Below are 16210 nucleotides of genomic sequence, written 5' to 3'. Positions count from 1 at the left end.
CCTCGAAACTTCCTTCCGAGGGGCCGGATCTTGACGTTTGGCGGCGAATGAGCCGTATTGCGTGGGCTTACGGTTTCACGTCGCTGGGGGTTGTCGTCCTCCCGGCCGGCTTGCCGGGTTGTTCTTGAGGACGTGCCCGGAGCCTAAATGGTTCATGCCTCGAAGGGAACGTGATGTGCATGTCACTCCATCGAGGTATCGAACAGGTGATCGAAACTCGATTAGCATGGTTGTTCTCAAGGGTGGCGGCACAAAGGCTCTACCTGGCCTCGGTACCCTCTGAACGGCAACTGAGCCACCCATGTGCCCCACTCGGGCCAGACAGAAATTCAGCGAGGAGCGAACCGCGTGACCGCCGAGACGTCCGTGCCGTCCACTGCGTTGCTGACCGGGGCAGACCGGGACGGATCCAACTACACCGCTCGGCACCTGCTCGTCCTCGAGGGCCTGGAGGCCGTCCGGAAGCGGCCGGGCATGTACATCGGCTCGACGGACAGCCGTGGCCTGATGCACTGCCTCTGGGAGATCATCGACAACTCCGTCGACGAGGCCCTCGGCGGGTTCTGCGACCACATCGAGGTGATCCTCCACGACGACGGGTCGGTGGAGGTGCGGGACAACGGCCGCGGCATCCCCGTGGACGTCGAGCCCAAGACCGGGCTGTCCGGTGTCGAGGTCGTGATGACCAAGCTGCACGCGGGCGGCAAGTTCGGCGGCGGCTCGTACGCGGCCTCCGGCGGTCTGCACGGTGTCGGCGCCTCCGTCGTCAACGCGCTCTCCGCGCGGCTGGACGTCGAGGTCGACCGGAACAGCAGGACCCACTCGATCAGCTTCCGCCGGGGCGTCCCCGGCATCTTCACCGAGTCGGGCCCGGACGCCCCCTTCGACCCCTCCGGCGGGCTGCTCAAGGGCAAGAAGGTCGCCAAGGCCCGCACCGGCACCCGCGTCCGCTACTGGGCGGACCGCCAGATCTTCCTCAAGGACGCCAAGCTCTCCCTGGACAACCTCTACGGGCGCGCCCGGCAGACGGCCTTCCTGGTGCCCGGGCTGACGATCGTCGTCCGCGACGAGCGGGCCCTGGACGGCGGGGAGATCACCGAGGAGACGTTCCGCTACGACGGCGGCATCAGCGAGTTCTGCGAGTTCCTCGCGCAGGACAAGGCCGTCTGCGACGTGCTGAGGCTGTCCGGGCAGGGCACCTTCAAGGAGACCGTGCCGGTCCTCGACGACCGGGGCCACATGACCCCCACCGAGGTCACCCGCGAGCTCGGCGTGGACATCGCCCTGCGCTGGGGCACCGGCTACGACGCCACGGTGAAGTCCTTCGTCAACATCATCGCCACCCCCAAGGGCGGTACGCACGTCACCGGGTTCGAGCGGTCGATCACCAAGACGGTCAACGAGGCGCTCCGGTCGGCCAAGATGCTGCGGGTCGCCGAGGACGACGTCGTCAAGGACGACGCCATGGAAGGGCTCACGGCGGTCGTCACCGTCCGGCTGGCGGAGCCGCAGTTCGAGGGGCAGACCAAGGAGGTGCTGGGCACCTCGGCCGCCAACCGGATCGTCGCCAACGTGGTCGCCAAGGAGCTCAAGGCGTTCCTGACCTCCACCAAGCGCGACGCCAAGCAGCAGGCCCGGTCCGTGCTGGAGAAGGTCGTCGCGGCGGCCCGCACCCGTATCGCCGCCCGCCAGCACAAGGAGGCCCAGCGGCGGAAGACGGCGCTGGAGTCCTCCTCCCTGCCGGCCAAGCTGGCCGACTGTCGCAGCGACGACGTCGAGCGCAGCGAGCTGTTCATCGTCGAGGGCGACTCGGCCCTCGGTACGGCCAAGCTGGCGCGGAACTCGGAGTTCCAGGCTCTGCTGCCGATCCGCGGCAAGATCCTCAACGTCCAGAAGTCCTCGGTCTCGGACATGCTGAAGAACGCCGAGTGCGGCGCGATCATCCAGGTGATAGGAGCCGGGTCCGGCCGCACGTTCGACATCGACGCCGCGCGGTACGGGAAGGTGATCTTCCTCGCCGACGCCGATGTAGACGGCGCGCACATCCGCTGTCTGCTGCTGACGCTGTTCCAGCGCTACATGCGGCCGATGGTGGAGGAGGGCCGGGTCTTCTCGGCGGTGCCCCCGCTGCACCGGGTGGAGCTGACGCACCCCAAGAAGGGGCAGGACAAGTACATCTACACCTACTCCGACAGCGAGCTGCGGCAGACGCTCATGGAGCTGGACCGCAAGGGCGCCCGCTACAAGGAGAGCATCCAGCGCTACAAGGGTCTGGGTGAGATGGACGCCGACCAGCTCGCCGAGACCACGATGGACCCCCGTCACCGCACCCTGCGCCGGATCAACATCAGTGACCTGGAGGCCGCCGAGCGCGCCTTCGACCTGCTGATGGGCAATGAGGTCGCGCCGCGCAAGGAGTTCATCACCAACTCCGCCGCCACGCTGGACCGCTCGCGCATCGACGCCTGACGGCCCGGCGGGCGGCACATACGAGGGCGACACGCCCGACGTCCACCCCCGGGTGGAGAGGACATCTCCACCCGGGATCCACCCGGGACCCACCCGTGCTCCGATACGCGCCGGGAGCCGACTCCGTAGCGTGGGTCGCGTGGCGATCGAGAACTGGACCGAATGGCCCGCCCGCGAGGCGCTCGCCGGGGTGGGAGTGCCCCGGCGGCGCCGGGTGATGACGTGGGTGGTGCGCGTCGTCCTGGTGGGCGCCTTCCTGTGGGGGGTGCTCCGCGAGGACGTCTTCCACGGCTGGGGGTACGCCGCGCTCGCGGCCGGCTTCCTGCTCTGCGCCGCCGCCGTGCGGGGGTGCTATCTGACGACGCTCGCCATGCGGCTGTGGCCCTCCGTCGCGCTGCTGGGCGTGCCGGCGCTGATGGGGGTGGCCGCCCAGGCGGCCGGGTCGCACGCCGCGGTGACGGGGCTGTGGTGCGTCACCGCCGCCATCGCCGTGGAGCGGCTGCCCCTGGGCGCGGGGGTGGCCTTCGCCGGTGTGTGCCTGGGGGCATACGCGCTGGTCACCCACGAGCGGCCGGTGACGATCGCGGTGACGGTCGTGGGTGTGCTGCTGATCGGGTACTCGCTGCGGCTGGACGAGGAGGCCCGCGGCGCCGGGTTCCGGTTGCTGGCCCAGGAGCGGGCCGCCCGGCGGGCCGAGGCGGAGTCGGCGGCGCTGGCCGAGCGCGCCCGTATCGCCCGGGAGATACACGATGTGCTGGCGCACAGCCTCTCCGCCCAGCTGGTGCATCTGGAGGCGGCCCGGCTGCTGATCGAGGGCGGCGCGGACCGCCGGCAAATCCTGGAGCGGGTGTCGGCGGCCCGGGGCATGGCGCGCCAGGGCCTGGCCGAGACGCGGCAGGCGCTGTCCGCCCTGCGGGGAGAGCTCACACCGGTGGAGGAGTTCCTGCGGGAGGTCGCGGCGGTCGAGGGGGCGCGGCTGGAGATGGCGGGGGAGCCGCGCGGGCTGCCCGCGGAAGCGGGGCTGGCCGTGCGGAGGGTCGCGCAGGAGGCGCTCACCAATGTGCGCAAGCACGCTCCCGGCGCTCGGGTGGAGATGCGGTTCACCTATCTGGAGCGAGAGGTGGAGCTCTGGGTGAAGGACAGCGGAGCGGTGGGCACGGTCGAAGGGCTGGCGGTCACCGGCGCCGGGTACGGTCTGCTCGGGATGAGGGAGCGCGCCGAACTGCTCGGCGGCACGCTGGAGGCCGGGCCGGCCGGATCGGACCAGGAGGGCTTTGTGGTGTGTCTGAGGGTGCCCGCGTGACGGGCGGTACGAGCGGCGGAGCGAGCGGGCCGGGGGGCGCCGCAGGGGAGGGGAGCGGGGGGCCACGGGCCGCGCGGGTGGTGGTCGCCGACGACCAGACCGTGGTGCGCGAGGGGATCGTCATACTGCTGGGGCTGCTGCCGGGGATCGAGGTCGTGGGTTCGGCGGCTGACGGGCTGGAAGCGGTACGGCTGGTGGCCGAGCACGCGCCCGATGTGGTGCTGATGGATCTGCGGATGCCACGGTGCGACGGTGTGGAGGCCACCCGGCGGATCCGTGCCGAGTACCCGGCCACCCAGGTCGTGATCCTGACGACCTACGCCGACGACGACTCGCTCTTTCCCGCGTTGCGGGCCGGCGCGCGCGGCTACCTCACCAAGGACGCCGGCGGGGAGGAGATCGTACGGGCCGTCGAGCATGTGATGTCGGGGGAGGCGGGGCTGTCCCCGAAGGTGCAACTGCGGCTGCTGGAGCGCCTTTCCGCGGGAGCGGTCCAGCGTCCGACGATGGCGCCGTGGCCTCCGCGCGAGCTTCCGGACGGGCTGACGGCACGTGAGGCGGAAGTCCTCTCACTCGTCGCCGAGGGCCTGTCCAACGGTGAGATCGCCCGCCGCCTCCAGGTCAGCACCGCGACGGTGAAGACCCATATCAACAACCTCTTCGCCAAGACCGGGGTGCGCGACCGGGCCCAGGCCGTGCGCTACGCCTTCCGGCACGGCATCGCGCGGCCACCGGAGACCTCCATGTCCTGACGAGCCGATGGAGTGTCACCGCCCTGACCAGGCATAGCGATGCTCGGGGCGGCCCGTCTCGCCGTACTTGAGCGTCAGGCTGAGCCTGCCCGACTCCTCCAGCCGCTTGAGATACCGCTGGGCGGTCGACCGGCTCAGCCCCGAGCGCTCCGCCACCTCGTGTGCCGACAGCGGCTGCGAGGCGTCCGAGAGCACCCGGCGGATCAGGTCGGCCGTCGGCGCCGAATGGCCCTTGGGCAGGGGCGTGGTGACGGCGGCGGTGCGCAGGGTGCCGAAGATCCGGTCGACCTGGTCCTGCTCCGCCTCCTCGGCGCCCGCCAGGGTCCGCCGCAGCCGCGCGTACGCCTCCAGCTTCACCCGCAGCCCCGGGAAGGTGAACGGCTTCACCAGATACTGAAGCGCGCCGTAGCGCATGGCCGTCTGCACGGTCGCCACGTCACGGGCCGCGGTGACCATGATGACGTCCGTGTGGTGGCCGAGCTCCCGGATGCGGCGGATCAGCGACAGCCCGCTCTCGTCCGGCAGATAGTGGTCGAGGAGTACCAGGTCGATGCCCCCGCGCTCCAGCAGCGCCAGCGCCTGCGCGGCGTTGTGGGCCGTGGCCCGCACCCGGAAGCCCGGCACGCGCATGACATACGCGGCGTTGATCTCGGCGACGCGGAAGTCGTCGTCCACGACCAGGACCTCGATCATCTGCTCACTCCTTCGAGGGATCGTGCGCCCGACGCCAAGGGGTGGAGGGCGTCCGGCAGCTCCACGGTGAACGCCGCGCCGCCGTCGTCCCGTTCACCCGCGCGGGCCGAGCCGCCGTACCGTTCGGCGAGGCGCCGTACGAGCGAGAGGCCCAGTCCCCGGGGGCGGTTGGGCGCTGCCTTTTTGGTGGACCAGCCGTCGGCGAAGACCAGTTCGCGGGCCTCCTCCGGGACGCCGGGGCCGTTGTCGGAGACGGTGACCACGGCCGTCGTGCCCTCCGCCCGGATCCCGACCTCCACAAAGGCGTCCGGCCGGTAGTTCCCGGCGGCGTCCAGGGCGTTGTCCACGAGGTTGCCGAGCACGGTGACGAGGTCCCCCGGCTCCACCACCCGGCCCGGCAGATCCGACTCCTCGCTCACCCGCAGCGCCACCCCGCGCTCCGCGGCGACCGCGCTCTTGCCCACCAACAGGGCGCTGACCAGCGGTTCGTGGACCCGCTCGGTGACCTGTTCGGCGGTGGCCCGGTGTGCTCCGGTCACCTCGGCCACGAAGTCGACGGCCTCCTGGTACATCTCCAGTTCCAGCAGCCCGACGAGGGTGTGCAGCCGGTTGGCGTGCTCGTGGTCCTGGGCGCGCAGCGCCTCCGTCAGCCCCCGGGTGCCGTCCAGTTCGCGGCCCAGCTGCTCGAGTTCCGTACGGTCGCGGAGCGTGGCCACGGTTCCGCCGTCGGCGGTGTCCATCCGGTTGACGACCAGCACCCGGCCGTCCCGGACGGTGAGCAGGTCCGTGCCGGTCACCCGGCCCGCCAGCACATCGGTGGTCCGGCCGGGCGGGAGGAGGATGTCCAGTGGCCGGCCGAGGGCGTCCGGGCCGAAGCCCAGCAGCCGCCGCGCCTCGTCGTTGACGAGCCGGACCCTGCCTTTCCGGTCGAGGGCCACCACCCCCTCGCGAATGCCGTGGAGGATGGCCTCGCGCTCGTCGAGGAGGGCGGCGATTTCCGACAGCGCGATGCCGCGGGTGCGTTTACGCAGTCGCCAGGAGACGGCCAGGGCCGCCAGCGCGCCGACCGCGAGCGCCGTTCCCGCGTTGGTGAGGATGCCGGGCAGGGCGTGCAGCAGGACGTCGCGCACGTCGTCGTAGGCGATGCCGACCGAGACGGCGCCCACGATCGCGCCCTCCGGTCCGCGCAGCGGCACCTTGCCGCGCGCCGAGCGGCCCAGGGTGCCGTTCTCGATGCCCGTCCACTCGCGCCCGGCCAGTGCCGGGCCGGGATCGGTGCTGACATGGCGGCCGATCTCGGCGGGTGTGGTGTGGGAGTAGCGGATGCCCTGGGTGTCGACGACCACGACGTAACTGGCGTCCGTCGCCAGACGGATGCGCTCGGCGGCGGTCTGCACCGGTCCGTCGGGGCTCGGCGGCCCGGCCAGGATGTCATGGGCGAGCCCGGGCTGGGCGGCGGCCGCCTCGGCGATGGCCAGCGCGCGGCGTTCGGCCTGCTCGTCCAGCTGGGCGCCCAGGGGTGCGAGGAAGAGACCGGCGGTCAGCGCGGTGACACCGGTGGTGATCAGCAGCTGGACGGACAGGGCCTGGGCGAAGACGCGCCGGGGCAACCGGGGGCGCATGGAGAGAGCCTTTCGCTTCCGGGCCAAGGGTGTGTACCGAACGTAGCCGGACGATGGCCTCTTGTGTCACCCCCGTGTCACTTTCGTTGTTCTATCGCGAGCAAAACGAGCAGAACAGGCTTCGTACGCTGAAGTCGCACAGCGCACACAAGACTGCCGCTGTGGCGCAGGCCACTTCTAGCCTCCAGCACCGGTCGTCCCGCACGGGCGGCGGGACCGGACACCCAGGAGCGGAGGCGCCCTATGAACAGCGGCAACCCAGGGGAGAACCCCGGCGGCACGCCACGGCCGGCCGTGGCGCCGGCGATCGAGCTGCGCGGCGCGACCAAGGTGTTCCGCACCCCCTCGGGGGCGGACCACACGGCCGTACGCGATCTCGACCTCACCGTCGCCCAGGGGGAGTTCGTGGCGGTCGTCGGCCCGACCGGCTGCGGCAAGTCCACCACGCTCACGCTGGTGAGCGGCCTGGAGGAGCCCACCGAGGGCGAGGTGCTGGTGGGCGGCGAGCCCGTGACCGGCATCCGGCCCGAGGTCGGCTTCGTCTTCCAGCAGGACGCGGTCTTCCCCTGGCGGACCGTGCTGTCGAACGTGATGGCCGGCCCGCGCTTCCGGGGCGTGCCGAAGACGGAGGCGCGCGAACGGGCCCGTGACTGGCTGGGCCGGGTGGGGCTCGCGGCGTTCGAGGACCGCTATCCGCACCAGCTCTCCGGCGGCCAGCGCAAGCGCGTGGCCCTCGCCCAGACCTTCGTGGGCGACCCGGAGATCCTGCTGATGGACGAGCCGTTCTCGGCGCTGGACGTACAGACCCGGGCGCTGATGTCGGACGAGCTCCTGGAGCTGTGGGGCGGTTCGCGCCCCGACGGCCGGGCGGCCTCCGTCGTCTTCGTCACCCACGACCTGGAAGAGGCCATCGCGCTCGCCGACAAGGTCGTCGTGATGACGGCCGGGCCGGCCACCGTCAAGGAGATCTTCCCCATCGACCTGCCCCGCCCCCGGAGCGTCGAAGCCGTACGCCTGGAGCCCCGGTTCATCGAGATCTACCGGGAGATCTGGTCCTCCCTCGGCGAGGAAGTCCGTATCACCCGGGAAAGGGGTGCCGCTCATGTCGCCTGAGTCCATCTCCGCCACCGTCGTCACGCAAAAGCGCCCCCAGGGGCGCACGGAAGCGCGGGCACGGGCGGCGCGCAACCACAAGCTGCGGGTTCTTACCGCGCGCGTCCTGCTCCTCGCCGTTCTGCTGGGCGCCTGGGAGGTGCTGGCCCGTACCGAGGTCATCGACGCCTTCAACTTCTCGATGCCGTCGAGGATCTGGGACCAGGCCGTCCAGTGGACCCTCCACGGCACCCCGCAGGGCTCGCTCGGCGAGCAGATCGCCTACACGCTCTACGAGGCCCTGCTCGGCTGGGTCGTGGGAGTGACGGCCGGTGTGGTCCTCGGCATCGCCCTCGGCCGGGTCCGCTTCCTCGCCGACGTCCTCGGCCCGTTCATCAAGGTGCTCAACGCGCTGCCCAGGATCGTCCTCGTGCCGATCTTCGTGATCTGGTTCGGCCTGGGGATCGCCTCCAAAGTCGCCTCGGCCGTAGTGCTGGTCTTCTTCCCCGTCTTCTTCAACGCCTTCCAGGGCGCCCGCGAAGTGGACCGCAACCTGGTCGCCAACGCCCGCATCCTGGGCGCGAGCGACCGCCGGGTGACCTTCCAGGTCGTCATCCCCGCCGCCACCTCGTGGATCTTCACCAGTCTGCACGTCAGCTTCGGTTTCGCGCTGATCGGCGCGATCGTCGGCGAGTACCTCGGCGCGTCCAAGGGCATCGGCCTGCTCGTCGCCGCCTCCCAGGGCACCTTCAACACGGCCGGGGTGTACGCGGCGATGGCCATCCTCGCCGTCGTCGCGCTCCTCGCCGAGGGCCTGCTGACCTTCGCGGAGAAGCGGCTCTTCCGCTGGAAGCCCGCCGCGTCCGGCGAGCGCTGACCGCCCCCTCATCCCCACCGCGCACCACCCGTTTCACCCCCCGACCCGACCGTAAGGAACGGAAAATGCGTACGTCCGCCAAGCTCTCCGCACTGGTCGTCGCCGGAGCGATGTGCCTGTCCCTCTCCGGCTGCGCCGACGAGTCGTCGGCCGACACCTCCGGCAGCGAGTCCCTCAAGGGGGACGTCGTAAAGATCATGGTCGGTGGCCTGGACAAGGTCATCTACCTGCCGGCGGTGCTCACCCAGCGCCTCGGCTACTTCCAGCAGGAGGGCGTGACGGTCAAGCTCCTGAGCGAGCCCGCCGGCGTCCAGGCCACGACCTCCCTGCTCTCCAATGACGTCCAGGGCGTCGTGGGCTTCTACGACCACACCCTCGACCTCCAGGTCAAGGGCAAGAAGGTGGAGTCGGTGGTGCAACTCGCCCAGACGCCGGGCGAGGTGGAGGTCGTCTCCACCAAGGCGGCGGGCGACATCGTCTCCCCCAAGGACTTCAAGGGGAAGAAGCTGGGCGTGACCGGACTCGGCTCGTCCACCGACTTCCTCACCAAGTACCTGGCGGTGAAGAACGGCGTGGACGTCAGCGATGTGACGCCCGTGGCGGTCGGCGCGGGACAGACCTTCCTCTCCGCGCTGGAGAAGGGCGCCATCGACGGCGGCATGACCACCGACCCGACCGTCGCCCAGGTCCTGGACAAGAACCTCGGCAAGGTCCTCGTCGACATGCGCACCCCGGAGGGCTCCAAGGCGGCCCTCGGCGGCCTCTACCCCGCGTCGAGCCTCTACATGAGCAGCGACTGGGTGAACAGCAACAAGGAGACCGTCCAGAAGCTCGCCAACGCCATGGTGAAGACCCTCAAGTGGATGTCCGAGCACACGCCCGAGGAGATCGCGGCGCAGATGCCCGCCGACTACGCCAAGGGCGGCAAGGACCTGTACGTGAAGTCGATCCGCAGCACCCTGCCGATGTTCACCAAGGACGGCGTGATGCCCGCCGACGGGCCGAAGACCGTCCTCCAGGTGCTCAAGTCCTTCAACCCGAACCTCAAGAACGCCTCCGTGGACCTGGCGAAGACCTACACCACGGAGTTCGTCAAGAAGGCCGGCTGAGGCCGGCCGGCCGGGCGGCGGCCAGCGGGACGACGGCGACGACGTCCATCCGGGCCGGTGTGCCCAGTGCCCGGCCGCAGCTCTCGGGGCGGGGCGGCTCCGCCGCGCCCTGCTCGACCTCGACCCGCCAGGCGCGGCCGTCCGTGTGCGCGACGGTCACGGACCAGCGGGGCGCGGCCCCCTCGGTACCGGTGACGTCCAGGGCGTCCGCGCCCTCCTCGCCGGTCAGCGCGCGGACTGCCAGCTCGGCGGCCTGCCCGGGGCGTTCCCAGGCGGAGCGGCCCCGGCAGTGCGCGGTGATGATCCGGCCGTCGCGCGCCGCCTCCAGGGCTTCCTTGACGGCGTGCGCGGTGGCCCGCCCGTAGGCGTAGCCGTAGGGCAGGACGAACAGGGTGGGGGAGAAGCGGTGGCCACCGATGTGGGTGACCTCCCAGACCTCCGTGCCTCCCGCTGCGGCCAGCTCGGCGGCGAGCGGACGGCCCAGCAGGGCACAGCAGCGGTCGCGCTTGCCGTTGGTGCACACCAGGGCGAGGGGATCCCCGTCGTACGACTCCCACAGCCCGCCGTGCTCGCCCGCGCCGAGCGCCGCGAGGTCCAGCGCCGGCAGCGCGGCCGGGTCGGCGAGGGCGGTCGTACGGATCCAGGAGCGGCCGGGCGCGGTGTGGGCCACGAAGATCCGCTGGAGGGACGGCTCATGGCAGTCCGCGTGCCGTCCCGGGCGGCGGATCAGGGCGATCCGCACACCGGTGCCTGCGGCCGCCTCGTCGAGGGCACGGCCGACGGCGGGGTCGAGGTGGCTGGAGGTGAGGGCGTTCGCACCCCACGGGCCGGGCTGCTCGATCAGCAGCCAGGTCCGCGCCGGTGCGGCGGTACCGGCCAGCGGCTCGGTCAGCTGTAGGGAGGCGGTCGCGCACGTGCTCACGTAGGTGAGCCTAACCTGACCGGGGACGGTCCTGCGCGCCGAGCCGGTTCGTTCGTAGGACGAGCCGACGATATGCGGACGATCGTCCGGACCCTCCTATCCTGGGTCGGGCGGTGGATCCCGGTCCGTCCGCCGCAGTGGACCGACGATGGAGGCTCTTCCTTGGCCAAGCGACAGATTCCGGTCATCGTGCTGGCGGGATTCCTCGGATCGGGCAAGACGACCCTGCTCAACCACCTCCTGCGGCGCAGCGGAGGCACCCGGATCGGGGCGGTCGTCAATGACTTCGGCAAGATCGAGATCGATGCGATGAGCGTCGCCGGCCAGGTGGATTCCATGGTCTCCCTCGGCAACGGCTGCCTGTGCTGCGCGGTGGACACCAGCGAGCTGGACGGCTTCCTGGACCGGCTGGCCCGCCCGGCGGCCCGTATCGACGTGATCGTCATCGAGGCGAGCGGGCTGGCCGAGCCCCAGGAGATCATCCGGATGATCCTGGCCAGCGACAACGACAGCGTCGTCTACGGCGGGCTGGTCGAGGTGGTCGACGCGGCGGAGTTCGCGGCGACGCGCGAACGCCACCCGGAGCTCGACCGGCATGTGGGCATCGCCGACCTCGTGGTCCTCAACAAGGCCGACCGGATCGGGGACGAGGCCCGCGAGAGCCTGCTGGAGACGCTCACCGGGCTGGCCCCGGGCACTCCCGTCGTCCCGGTCTCCCATGGGCGGATCGACCCGGAGATGCTCTTCGACCGCAAGCCCCGCGAGGACCATCTGGAGGCCGTGCGCCAGCTCTCCTTCGAGGACCTCCTCCTCACGGACGACGAGCACGAGCATGACCACGAGCACGGTGACCACTGCGGGGAGCGGTGCGGCCACGGCGGCCATCTCCACTCCGGCTACGAGAGCGTCGAATTCCGCTCCGACGCCCCCATGAACCCCCGGCGGCTCATGGACTTCCTCGACAGCAGGCCCGAGGGCCTCTACCGCATGAAGGGCTTCGTCCACTTCGGCGTGACGGGCCATCGCGACAAGTTCACCGTGCACGCGGTGGGCGACTTCCTGCGCTTCTACCGGTCGCCCTGGGGCCGTTCCGAGGAGCGCGTCACACAGCTGGTGATGATCGGCAGGGGCATCGACGCCGGTGCCCTGAAGGAGGGCCTCGAAGCCTGCCGGGACACGGCACCGGAGGCCGCCGAGGAGCACAGCATGTGGGGCGTACTGCGCTACGCGCAGGCCTGACGCGCGTACGGGCCTACGGGCTTGAGGCGCGTACGAGCCGGGGGTACGCGCCAGGCCCGCGCGTACCCCCGGCCCAGGAGGGTCTACACCGGGCCGGCCACCACGGCCACCGGCTTCGGCAGCGGCGTACCCGAACCGTCACGGCGCGGGTCGGGGGCCGGCAGTTCGGCGGGCAGGCCGGCGTCCGTCGCGGCCCGCGCCGGGGCTGCGCCCGCCCAGGCCAGGACGAGGCAGTCCTCGCCCTTGAGGAAGCGCTGGCAGCGCACACCGCCCGTGGCCCGGCCCTTGCGCGGGTACTGGTCGAACGGCGTCGCCTTCGCCGTGCCCTCGGAGGCCGCGCCCGGCAGCCCGCCCCGGGCACCCGCGACCGTGAACACCACCGCGTCCTCCGCGGGGTCGACGGCCGTGAAGGAGATGACCTTCGCGTCCGGCGACAGCTTGACGCCTGCCATGCCGCCCGCCGGGCGGCCCTGCGGCCGCACCTGCGAGGCCTGGTAGCGCAGCAACTGCGCGTCGTCCGTGATGAAGACCAGGTCCTCCTCGCCCGTGCGCAGCTCGACGGCGCCGACGATGGTGTCGCCGTCCTTGAGGGCGATGACCTCCAGCTCGTCCTTGTTGGCCGGATAGTCCGGGACCACGCGCTTGACCACGCCCTGCTCCGTGCCGATGGCCAGGCCCGGGGAGGACTCGTCGAGCGTGGTCAGACAGACCAGGCGCTCGCCGTCCGCCAGCGACAGGAACTCCGACACCGGGACGCCGCCCGCCAGGTTCGGCGGGGCCGCCGTCTCCGGCAGCTGCGGCAGGTCGATCACCCGCAGCCGCAGCAGCCGCCCGTCGGAGGTCACCGCGCCCACCTCGCCCAGGGCCGTCGCCGGGACGGCCGAGACGATCACGTCGTGCTTCACGCGCTTGGCGTCGGCCGAGGCGTCCACCGGCTCACCCGTGGCCGTACGGGCCAGGAGGCCGGTGGAGGACAGCAGCACCCGGCACGGGTCGTCCGCGACCTTCAGCGGCACCGCCGAGGCCGGCGTGCCCGCCGACTCCAGCAGCACCGTGCGCCGGTCGGTGCCGAACCGCTTCGCCACGTCCGCCAGTTCCGCCGAGACGAGCTTGCGGAGCTCCGCGTCCGACTCCAGGATCCGGGTCAGCTCGGCGATCTCCGCGGTGAGCTTGTCGCGCTCCGACTCCAGCTCGATCCGGTCGAACCTGGTCAGGCGGCGCAGCGGGGTGTCGAGGATGTACTGGGTCTGCACCTCGGAGAGGGAGAAGCGCTCCACGAGTGACGCCTTGGCGGCCGCGGCGTTGTCGCTCGATCGAATGATTTGGATGACCTCGTCGATGTCGACGAGCGCCACCAGCAGACCCTCGACCAGATGCAGCCGGTCGCGCCGCTTGCCACGCCGGAACTCGCTGCGTCGGCGGACCACCTCGAAGCGGTGGTCGACATAGACCTCCAGCAGCTCCTTGAGGCCCAGCGTCAGCGGCTGCCCGTCGACGAGCGCCACGTTGTTGATGCCGAAGGACTCCTCCATCGGCGTCAGCTTGTAGAGCTGCTCCAGGACGGCCTCGGGGTTGAAGCCGTTCTTGATCTCGATGACCAGGCGCAGGCCGTGGGCGCGGTCGGTGAGGTCCTTGACGTCGGCGATGCCCTGGAGCTTCTTGGAACCGACCAGGTCCTTGATCTTGGAGACGACCTTCTCCGGGCCGACCGCGAACGGCAGCTCCGTGACGACCAGGCCCTTGCGGCGGGCCGTGACGTTCTCCACGGAGACCGTGGCGCGGATCTTGAACGTGCCGCGGCCGGTCTCGTACGCGTCGCGGATCCCGCTCAGGCCGACGATGCGGCCGCCCGTGGGCAGATCGGGGCCCGGGACGAACTTCATCAGGGTGTCGAGGTCGGCGCCCGGGTGCCGGATCAGGTGCCGGGCGGCGGCGACGACCTCGCCGAGGTTGTGCGGCGGCATGTTCGTCGCCATGCCGACCGCGATGCCGGACGAACCGTTGACCAACAGGTTCGGATAGGCGGCCGGGAGGGCCACCGGCTCCTGCTCGCTGCCGTCGTAGTTCGGCGTGAAATCGACGGTGTCCTCGTCGATCGAGTCCGTCATCAGCGACGTCGGCGCCGCCATCCGGGCCTCGGTGTAACGCATGGCCGCGGGCGGGTCGTCGTTGCCCAGCGAGCCGAAGTTGCCGTGGCCGTCCACCAGGGGCAGCCGCATGGAGAAGGGCTGCGCCATGCGCACCAGGGCGTCGTAGATCGAGGCGTCGCCGTGCGGATGGAGCTTGCCCATCACCTCGCCGACGACCCGGGCGCACTTCACATGCCCCCGCTCGGGCCGCAGGCCCATCTCGTTCATCTGGAAGAGGATGCGGCGCTGGACCGGCTTGAGGCCGTCCCGGGCGTCGGGCAGGGCACGGGAGTAGATGACGGAGTACGCGTACTCGAGGAAGGAGCCCTGCATCTCGTCGACGACGTCGATGTCGAGGATGCGCTCCTCGAACTCTTCCGGCGGCGGGGTCTTCGTGCTGCGGCGGGCCATCGCGGCTGCTGCTCCTTCGATCGATTGCCGAGGCGGTTCTGACGCGGACCATTGTGGACCGAGCCACCGACAACGCCGACCGCGACCCGTCCGGGGCATCCCCGGCGGTTCGGGAACTTCGCCAGATGTCAGCGCGCTTGCATACAGTGACAGGACTGTTCATCACGCGAGTCGTCGCGAGGCACCGCGGGATCTCAAGAGATCGAAGGGACGTACATGCCCATGGGTCACACGGCCACGCAACAGGCCGGCTCCGGCGGCCTGACAGCGACCGAGCACCGCCTGGCCAACGGCCTGCGGGTGATCCTCTCCGAGGACCACCTGACCCCCGTCGCCGCGGTCTGCCTCTGGTACGACGTCGGCTCGCGCCATGAGGTCAAGGGCCGTACCGGCCTCGCCCACCTCTTCGAGCACCTGATGTTCCAGGGCTCGGCCCAGGTCAAGGGCAACGGCCACTTCGAGCTGGTCCAGGGCGCGGGCGGCTCGCTCAACGGCACCACCAGCTTCGAGCGCACCAACTACTTCGAGACCATGCCCACCCACCAGGTGGAGCTGGCCCTGTGGCTCGAGGCCGACCGGATGGGCTCACTGCTCACCGCCCTCGACGACGAGTCGATGGAGAACCAGCGCGACGTCGTCAAGAACGAGCGCCGCCAGCGGTACGACAATGTGCCCTACGGCACGGCCTTCGAGAAGCTGACGGCCATGGCCTACCCCGACGGCCACCCGTACCACCACACGCCCATCGGTTCCATGGCCGACCTGGACGCCGCCTCCCTGGAGGACGCGCGCGCCTTCTTCCGCACCTACTACGCGCCGGGCAACGCGGTCCTGTCGGTCGTCGGCGACATCGACCCCGAGCAGACGCTCGCCTGGATCGAGAAGTACTTCGGCTCCATCCCGGCGCACGACGCCAAGCAGCCCCCGCGCGACGGCCGGCTGCCCGACACCATCGGCGAGCAGCTGCGCGAGGTCGTCCGCGAGGAGGTGCCCTCCCGCGCCCTGATGGCCGCCTACCGCCTGCCCCACGACGGCACGCGCGAGGGTGACGCCGCCGACCTGGCGCTGACCATCCTCGGCGGCGGCGAGTCCTCCCGTCTGCACAACCGCCTGGTCCGGCACGACCGCACCGCCGTCGCGGCCGGCTTCGGCCTGCTGCGCCTGGCAGGCGCCCCCTCGCTCGGCTGGCTGGACGTCAAGGCGTCCGGCGGCGTGGAGGTCTCCGCGATCGAAGCCGCCGTCGACGACGAGCTCGCCCGCTTCGCGGCCGAGGGCCCGACGCCCGAGGAGATGGAGCGCGCCCAGGCCCAGCTGGAGCGCGAGTGGCTGGACCGGCTGGCCACCGTCAGCGGCCGCGCGGACGAGCTCTGCCGCTTCGCCGTGCTCTTCGGCGACCCCCAGCTCGCCCTGACCGCCGTTCAGCGCGTCCTGGACATCACCCCCGGGGAGGTGCAGGAGGTCGCCAAGGCCCGGCTGCACCCCGACAACCGCGCCGTGCTGGTGTACGAGCCCACGCCCCAGTCCGGCACCGACGCCGCCGGCGAGAACCAGGAAGAGGAGGCGGACCGGTGAGCGACGCCGCAGCCGCGAGC

General features: G+C 71.1%; 12 protein-coding genes. 8 read left to right on the top strand and 4 right to left on the bottom strand.

From position 1 onward, the window contains the following. The first annotated feature begins 348 nt into the window (after nucleotides 1–348). From RM609_RS14300 to RM609_RS14290, 3 genes are all read left to right on the top strand, one after another. Entirely contained in the window at nucleotides 349–2469 is a 2121-nt protein-coding gene (locus RM609_RS14300) for a DNA gyrase/topoisomerase IV subunit B (RefSeq protein WP_311610958.1), read from the top strand. A 139-nt stretch (nucleotides 2470–2608) separates the two neighbouring features. After that, nucleotides 2609–3772, top strand: coding sequence for a sensor histidine kinase (locus RM609_RS14295; protein ID WP_311610957.1), 1164 nt, complete (start codon nucleotides 2609–2611; stop codon nucleotides 3770–3772). Nucleotides 3773–3849: 77 nt separating this feature from the next. Further along, the gene (locus tag RM609_RS14290) at nucleotides 3850–4524 is read left to right on the top strand and encodes a response regulator transcription factor (protein WP_311611083.1); all 675 of its coding nucleotides are present in this window, start codon (nucleotides 3850–3852) and stop codon (nucleotides 4522–4524) included. Between the two features lie 15 nt (nucleotides 4525–4539). On the opposite strand, the gene RM609_RS14285 is transcribed toward RM609_RS14290, so the two are convergent. Both RM609_RS14285 and RM609_RS14280 read right to left on the bottom strand, forming a co-directional pair. Further along, the gene (locus tag RM609_RS14285) at nucleotides 4540–5217 is read right to left on the bottom strand and encodes a response regulator (protein WP_311610955.1); all 678 of its coding nucleotides are present in this window, start codon (nucleotides 5215–5217) and stop codon (nucleotides 4540–4542) included. Beyond that, the gene (locus tag RM609_RS14280) at nucleotides 5214–6839 is read right to left on the bottom strand and encodes a sensor histidine kinase (RefSeq protein WP_311610954.1); all 1626 of its coding nucleotides are present in this window, start codon (nucleotides 6837–6839) and stop codon (nucleotides 5214–5216) included. The genes RM609_RS14285 and RM609_RS14280 overlap by 4 nt, the downstream gene beginning before the upstream one ends. 243 nt (nucleotides 6840–7082) lie before the next feature. On the opposite strand from RM609_RS14280, the gene RM609_RS14275 reads away from it, so the two are divergent. The 3 genes from RM609_RS14275 (at nucleotide 7083) to RM609_RS14265 (ending at nucleotide 9917) form a co-directional block, all read left to right on the top strand. Beyond that, nucleotides 7083–7952, top strand: a complete 870-nt coding sequence (locus RM609_RS14275; protein ID WP_311610952.1) for an ABC transporter ATP-binding protein — start codon at nucleotides 7083–7085, stop codon at nucleotides 7950–7952. Further along, on the top strand, nucleotides 7942–8808 hold the full coding sequence (locus tag RM609_RS14270) for an ABC transporter permease (protein WP_311610950.1): 867 nt from the start codon (nucleotides 7942–7944) through the stop codon (nucleotides 8806–8808). The genes RM609_RS14275 and RM609_RS14270 overlap by 11 nt, the downstream gene beginning before the upstream one ends. Before the next feature lie 65 nt (nucleotides 8809–8873). Further along, a complete protein-coding gene (locus RM609_RS14265; RefSeq protein ID WP_311610949.1) occupies nucleotides 8874–9917 on the top strand; it encodes an ABC transporter substrate-binding protein in 1044 nt (347 codons plus the stop codon). Here the strand turns inward: RM609_RS14265 and RM609_RS14260 are convergent. Continuing rightward, nucleotides 9901–10839 carry a ferredoxin family protein gene (locus RM609_RS14260; protein ID WP_311610947.1) on the bottom strand — a complete coding sequence of 313 codons (939 nt, stop codon included), beginning with the start codon at nucleotides 10837–10839 and terminating at the stop codon, nucleotides 9901–9903. The genes RM609_RS14265 and RM609_RS14260 overlap by 17 nt on opposite strands. A gap of 162 nt (nucleotides 10840–11001) precedes the next feature. Between RM609_RS14260 and RM609_RS14255 the strand changes: the two genes are divergently transcribed. Next, a complete protein-coding gene (locus RM609_RS14255) occupies nucleotides 11002–12078 on the top strand; it encodes a CobW family GTP-binding protein (protein ID WP_311610946.1) in 1077 nt (358 codons plus the stop codon). A gap of 83 nt (nucleotides 12079–12161) precedes the next feature. On the opposite strand, the gene RM609_RS14250 is transcribed toward RM609_RS14255, so the two are convergent. Beyond that, on the bottom strand, nucleotides 12162–14618 hold the full coding sequence (locus RM609_RS14250) for a DNA gyrase/topoisomerase IV subunit A (RefSeq protein WP_311610945.1): 2457 nt from the start codon (nucleotides 14616–14618) through the stop codon (nucleotides 12162–12164). A gap of 222 nt (nucleotides 14619–14840) precedes the next feature. Here RM609_RS14250 and RM609_RS14245 point away from each other — a divergent pair, with 222 nt between their 5' ends. Further along, entirely contained in the window at nucleotides 14841–16190 is a 1350-nt protein-coding gene (locus RM609_RS14245) for a M16 family metallopeptidase (RefSeq protein WP_311611082.1), read from the top strand. The last annotated feature ends 20 nt before the right edge of the window (nucleotides 16191–16210 follow it).

This window comes from Streptomyces hesseae (genome assembly GCF_031845785.1).
Classification (GTDB): domain Bacteria; phylum Actinomycetota; class Actinomycetes; order Streptomycetales; family Streptomycetaceae; genus Streptomyces; species Streptomyces hesseae.
This window is presented reverse-complemented; position numbering and strand designations above follow the sequence as displayed.

Bases quoted from the DNA above. Each gene is read 5' to 3' on its own strand.
- RM609_RS14285 (WP_311610955.1), bottom strand. From the start codon at position 5,217: ATGATCGAGGTCCTGGTCGTGGACGACGACTTCCGCGTCGCCGAGATC.
- RM609_RS14280 (WP_311610954.1), bottom strand. From the start codon at position 6,839: ATGCGCCCCCGGTTGCCCCGGCGCGTCTTCGCCCAGGCCCTGTCCGTC.
- RM609_RS14275 (WP_311610952.1), top strand. From the start codon at position 7,083: ATGAACAGCGGCAACCCAGGGGAGAACCCCGGCGGCACGCCACGGCCG.
- RM609_RS14270 (WP_311610950.1), top strand. From the start codon at position 7,942: ATGTCGCCTGAGTCCATCTCCGCCACCGTCGTCACGCAAAAGCGCCCC.
- RM609_RS14265 (WP_311610949.1), top strand. From the start codon at position 8,874: ATGCGTACGTCCGCCAAGCTCTCCGCACTGGTCGTCGCCGGAGCGATG.
- RM609_RS14250 (WP_311610945.1), bottom strand. From the start codon at position 14,618: ATGGCCCGCCGCAGCACGAAGACCCCGCCGCCGGAAGAGTTCGAGGAG.
- RM609_RS14245 (WP_311611082.1), top strand. From the start codon at position 14,841: ATGGGTCACACGGCCACGCAACAGGCCGGCTCCGGCGGCCTGACAGCG.